The 5,200-nt window shown below is 70.3% G+C and carries 8 protein-coding genes; 4 read left to right on the forward strand and 4 right to left on the reverse strand.

What is annotated here, in order from left to right; translation table 11 throughout:
* On the forward strand, positions 1-257 hold a 257-nt coding region (locus VFZ20_RS17595), incomplete at its 5' end, for a hypothetical protein (protein WP_329685228.1).
* A 28-nt stretch (positions 258-285) separates the two neighbouring features.
* Here VFZ20_RS17595 and VFZ20_RS17600 read toward each other — a convergent pair.
* From VFZ20_RS17600 to VFZ20_RS17615, 4 genes are all read right to left on the reverse strand, one after another.
* Positions 286-480: a hypothetical protein gene (locus VFZ20_RS17600; protein ID WP_329685229.1), complete on the reverse strand. Its 195-nt coding sequence runs from the start codon at positions 478-480 to the stop codon at positions 286-288.
* A 330-nt stretch (positions 481-810) separates the two neighbouring features.
* Positions 811-1,008 (reverse strand): hypothetical protein, encoded by a 198-nt coding sequence (locus tag VFZ20_RS17605; protein WP_329685230.1) that lies wholly within the window; start codon positions 1,006-1,008, stop codon positions 811-813.
* Between the two features lie 81 nt (positions 1,009-1,089).
* The gene (locus tag VFZ20_RS17610) at positions 1,090-1,272 is read right to left on the reverse strand and encodes a hypothetical protein (RefSeq protein WP_329685231.1); all 183 of its coding nucleotides are present in this window, start codon (positions 1,270-1,272) and stop codon (positions 1,090-1,092) included.
* Positions 1,273-1,350: 78 nt separating this feature from the next.
* On the reverse strand, positions 1,351-1,530 hold the full coding sequence (locus VFZ20_RS17615) for a hypothetical protein (RefSeq protein WP_329685232.1): 180 nt from the start codon (positions 1,528-1,530) through the stop codon (positions 1,351-1,353).
* A 279-nt stretch (positions 1,531-1,809) separates the two neighbouring features.
* Between VFZ20_RS17615 and VFZ20_RS17620 the strand changes: the two genes are divergently transcribed.
* The 3 genes from VFZ20_RS17620 to VFZ20_RS17630 all read left to right on the forward strand — a co-directional run.
* Entirely contained in the window at positions 1,810-3,204 is a 1,395-nt protein-coding gene (locus VFZ20_RS17620; protein ID WP_329685233.1) for an aminopeptidase P N-terminal domain-containing protein, read from the forward strand.
* A gap of 135 nt (positions 3,205-3,339) precedes the next feature.
* Positions 3,340-4,089 (forward strand): TMEM175 family protein, encoded by a 750-nt coding sequence (locus VFZ20_RS17625; protein WP_329685234.1) that lies wholly within the window; start codon positions 3,340-3,342, stop codon positions 4,087-4,089.
* Between the two features lie 231 nt (positions 4,090-4,320).
* On the forward strand, positions 4,321-5,200 hold an 880-nt coding region (locus VFZ20_RS17630; RefSeq protein WP_329685235.1), incomplete at its 3' end, for an Ig-like domain-containing protein.

Raw genomic sequence — 5,200 nt, forward strand, 5'->3', positions numbered from 1 at the left:
TGACGGTGCGCCATGCGCCGGCCCTGGTGGACGCGGCGCGCGGCGCGGTGATGGCCGGCGACCGCGCGCGCCGGGATCGCTGGGTGGCGCTGGCGGCACGGTACGCCGAGCAGATGCAGCAGGTAGAAGTGGCGGCGGACGCGCAGGCCGTCCCGAAGAAGATACCCAGGGGCGCCACGGCGCGCTCCCGGGTCCGCCGGAACCAGGAGCTGGCCTCCAGGACCGTCGCGGCGCTCACGGGCATTCCCATCCAGTAAGCGCCTGCCACGAACGACCGGGGTTCGGCTAGTTGCCGGACCCCATCATGTTGGGGACGCGCTGCGTGGCCGTATCCTGCGGCAGGGGCGCCTGCGAGGGCGCGACCATCTCGTCGGCCTGGATGCGGTCGGGAGCGGCGGCGCTGCTGGTGGGGGTGGAGCCGCACGCACCCAGCAGGGCGAGCGCGGCCACGCCGAAGACGGCGGCGATCTGCTTCTTCACGGGAGCCTCGATGTGGGGGAGAAGAACGTCGGACGAAGACCTGACCGGATCATCCCGCCGCCGAACGACGTGCGACAACAAACCGGTTCCGTACCTGACCGCCTGATTCGCGACAATCGGTCGTACCGTTCGGGAGCCCCGCGACCTTCCGATCCCGGTTCGTCTGCTCAAGCGTCCGTGCGAGAGCGCATCCACTTCGCACTTTCGCACTTTCGCACTTTCGCACTTTCGCACTTTCGCACTTTCGCACTCTCGCACTCTCGCACTCTCGCACTCTCGCACTCTCGCACTCTCGCACTCTCGCACTCTCGCACTCTCGCACTCGGCCGTTCAGCAGTTGCGGCCGCAGCTGAGCTCGCAGGTAAAGCAGTCGCCGCCGGGCTCGGTGGCGCCGCCCGCGTCGCCGCCGTCGTCGGGCTGCAGCACGGTGTCGAGGTGCGCGTGGGCGGTGCCGCGGCGGCCGCGCAGGGTGTGGGTCGCGAACGACTGCACGGCCAGGTCGTCCAGCTGGAGCGTGAGCTTGCGCATGGTGGTTCTCCGGTCGGAGCGGGCGGGGGAGGGGTGCGCCGCCGCGCGGGCGGCGGCGCGGGGAAAGACGCCGGACGGGCGTCAGCAGCAGTTGGTGAGCAGGACGTCCGTGGCGCAGCACTCGGTGGCGTGGTGCGACGGACAGCGGGTGCCCGTGGGCGCCAGCAGCTCGTTGGCCTCCACGGTGCCGCGCGCGGGCAGGGCCTGGCCCGCCGCGAACGACTCCACGCGCAGGCTGTCCACGTTCAGCGTGAGCTTCTTCATCGTCGGTGCTCCGGATTGCGGTGAAAGCGAAACCGGGCGGCCGCGAAGGGTGCGGCCACCCGGCGGGTGGGGATGCGGTCAGTAGACCGCGCAGCATTCCGACTGGTGGTGCGACGGACAAAAGCACGACTTGCAGCTGTAGACGTTGCTGTCCAGCACGGCCTCGTTGGCCCGCACGGTGCCGCGCGCGGCCTCCACGCGGTCCGTCGCGAACGACTCCACCACCAGCGCGTCCAGGTCCAGGTTCAGCTTGCGCATGCCTGCCTCCGGGAGGAATGGTTGCTCCAGTTGCTGACGTTTGACGACGAACATCGTCACTTCATCCGGATCGCGCAAGCCGCAAACGGGAACGGATGCGGAGAATGCGCGCCCCTGATCCGCCACCGCGCGGCAGGATTCTCTCCGGGCCCGATCGGCCGCGCGCGAGGTTGCGTCCCCGCGGCCCCCCGCCTAAGCTGTGAGCCCGGCGCGCCCCTCATCCGCGGGCGCGCCGATGATCCGCATCCGCCGCACCTTTTTGCCGGTTCCGCCACGACCATGACCGAGACCATCCACGCCGCCGGCGACGCCCGTTCGACTGCGGACGCGTACGGCGCAGCGCACGCCGTTGGCCCGGAGGACTTTCGCCGCCGCCGCGAGGCCGTCCTGGAGCAGGTGGGCCAGGGGGTGGCCGTGTTTGCCGCCGCGCCGGAGCTGATGAAGTCGCGCGACACGGACGTCCCGTACCGGCAGAACAGCGACTTCTTCTACCTGACGGGCTTCCTGGAGCCGGGGGCCGTGGCCGTGCTCACGCCGCACGACCCGGAGCACCGCTTTACGCTCTTTGTCCGCCCGCGCGACCCGGAGAAGGAGACGTGGTCGGGGCTCCGCGCCGGCGTGGAGGGGGCCAGGGAGCGGTTCGGCGCGGACGCGGCGTACCCCGTCGAGGAGCTGGACGAGCGGCTCAAGGACCTGGTGGAGCCGGCCGATGCGCTGTGGTACGGCCTGCTGGGCGACGGCGGGGAGATGGACCGGCGGATGCTGGGGCTGCTGACGCGCTTTCGCGGCACGCGGCCGCGCTCCGGCAAGGGCCCGTGGGACCTGCGGGATCCCGCGCAGGTGCTGGACCCCATGCGGCTCATCAAGGAGCCCGGCGAGATCGCGCTCATGCGCGAGGCGGCGGAGCTTTCCGCGCGGGGCCACCTGGCGGCCATGCGCGCCGGCGGCCCGGACGTGGGCGAATGGGAGCTCCAGGCCCTGCTGGACTCCGTCTTTCGCGCGCACGCGCCCGACAGCGGCACGGCGTTTCCGCCCATCGTGGGCGCGGCGGAGAACGGCACCATCCTGCACTACGTCACCAACGCGCGGCGCATCGGCGAGGGCGAGCTGGTGCTGGTGGACGCGGGTGCCGAGGTGGGGTTCTACTGCGGCGACATCACGCGCGTGTTTCCCGCGTCGGGCCGGTTCACGCCGGACCAGCGCGCCGTGTACGACGTGGTGCACCGCGCGCTGGACGCGGGCATCGAGGCCGCGCGGCCGGGCGCGCCCATGACGGCCGTGCACGAGGCGTCGCGCCGGGTGCTGGTGGAGGGGATGGTGTCGCTGGGGCTGCTGGAGGGCGACGTGGACGCGCTGATCGAGGAAGAGACGGGGTTCAAGCGCTTCTTCATGCACAACACGTCGCACTGGCTGGGGCTGGACGTGCACGACGCGGGCGTCTACCGCGACCGTGACGGCGAGCCGCTGCCCCTGGCGCCCGGGATGGTGCTCACGGTGGAGCCGGGGCTGTACATCCCCGTGGCGGACGACGTGCCGGAGCACCTGCGCGGCATCGGCATCCGGCTGGAGGACGACGTGCTGGTGACGGCGGACGGCCCCGAGGTGCTCACCCGCGGCGTGCCCGTGGACCCGGACGAGGTGGAGCACATCTGCTGCACGCGCGGCCCCCGCTGAAGAGACCAACAGCCTTTTTCACGCAGAGGGAGCAGAGGCAGCAGAGTACCCCGGTTCGGCGCGGACTGAAGTACTCTGCTGCCTCTGCTCCCTCTGCGTGAAAATGCAGTTCCTCCCTCCTCTCCTCGAAAGCCGATGATCCGCGAACGGATGATGGACGGGCGCACCGTGGAGGCCAACGGCTTTCGCTGGCGGGGACACGAGGTGTCGCGGCTGGAGGCGCTGAGCGACGCCGTGTTCGGCTTTGCCATCACGCTGCTCGTCGTATCGCTGGACCCGCCCCGCACGGCCACGGCGCTGTTCCAGGCCATGGGCGGGCTGGTGGTGTTCGCGCTCTGCTTCGCCATCCTCTTCCTGGTGTGGTACAACCAGTACCGCTTCTTTCGCCGCTACGGGCTGAACGACACGGCCACCATCGTGCTGAACGCGGTGCTGCTGTTCGTCATCGTGTTCTTCGTGTATCCCCTGCGCTTCGTGTTCTCCATGGTCGTGGAGATCATGAAGGGCAACCAGCCCTGGCTGCAGACGCACGACGGCGTGCTCGTCCTGAGCGCCGGCCAATGGCCCCTGCTGATGACCGTCTTCAGCGGGGGATACCTGGCCGTCTTTCTCCTCTTCGCGCTCATGCACCTGCACGCGTACCGCCTGCGCGACGCGCTGGACCTGTCCCCGACGGAGCGCTACGACACGCTGGACAACGTCCGCGAGAGCCTGCTGAACGTGGGCATCGCGCTCGTCTCCGTCGTCCTGGCGTGGTTCGGCGGCGACCGGGGGCCGCTGTGGGCGGGGCTGGCGTACTGGGGCGTGGGACCCGTGCTGTTCGCGCACGGCTGGCTTTCCGGCCGCCGCCGGCGGCAGCTCCACGCGCCCCTGGCCCTGGGCTGACCGGCGGATCGTGGATGTGTTTGCTACGGCGGATCGTAGCAGGTCTGCGCCCGAAACGGTGCTCGTCCTGGACGGATCGGACGGCCTTCGAGGGGTGCCCGTGCGATGTTCCCAAAGAAGCGCAGCCATTGACGAAATTGCGAAAAATTGCCAAGTTGTTGGACCTGATACCCTTATCTCCCTCCCTGCCGCGCCTGGCGCGCGTGCCGTTTCCCCACTTTCCTGAAACAGATGACCTTCCTCAGGCACCGGGCGGCTTTGGCCGCCGTGCTGTGTTCGGCGCTGGCCGCCTGCGACGCGGGACCCACGGCGACGGACCCGTCGCCCCTGGCTCCGTCCGCGCCCGTGGAGATGGCGCGCGTGCAGTGCAACGTGACCGTTGCCACCGGCGACATGCAGTGCGGTGACGCCCTGTCCACGGGGTCCGCCCGGGGGCTGGTGGTGGGCAACCAGGGGCTGCGCGTGCGGCTCGCGGCCAGCAACCACACCTACGACGCGCAGGCGGAGACGTTCAGCATCGACGTCACGGTGCAGAACCTCATCGGCCAGGCGCTGGGCACCACCGACGGGTCCACGATGGACTCCAAGGGCGTGATGGTGTTCTTCCAGACGGAGCCGTTCCCCACCAGCGGCGACATGGGCGGCGTGGTGGAGCTCGCGGGCAACGTCCACCGCGACTTCCTCATGCAGGCCGACCAGGCGTACTTCCAGTACAACGAGGTCATCCAGCCCAACGCGGTGTCCGCGCCCGTCACGTGGGCCATGGACCTTCCCGCGGCGGTGGGCTCGTTCGGCTTTACGGTGTACGTGATGGCCGCCGTGCAGCACCCCGATGGATGGGTGGACCTTTCCGTTCCCCAGGACACGCTGCTGGAGGGCGCCTCCACGCAGGTGAACGCGGTGGTGCGCAACGTCTACGGCGATTCGGTGGGCGGCGCGGTCTCGTGGGCCAGCTCGGACCTGGCCGTGGCCACGATCGACAACGCGGGCAGCCTGTCGGCCCTGGCGCCGGGATGGGCCACGGTCACGGCCACGGCCGGCTCGCGCACGGGCCAGCTCGCCTTCGCGGTGTGCCCGGACCTGGCGGTGGGCGAGGTGTACACGGCCGGCA

The organism is Longimicrobium sp. (assembly GCF_036280135.1).
Taxonomy (GTDB): Bacteria; Gemmatimonadota; Gemmatimonadetes; order Longimicrobiales; family Longimicrobiaceae; genus Longimicrobium.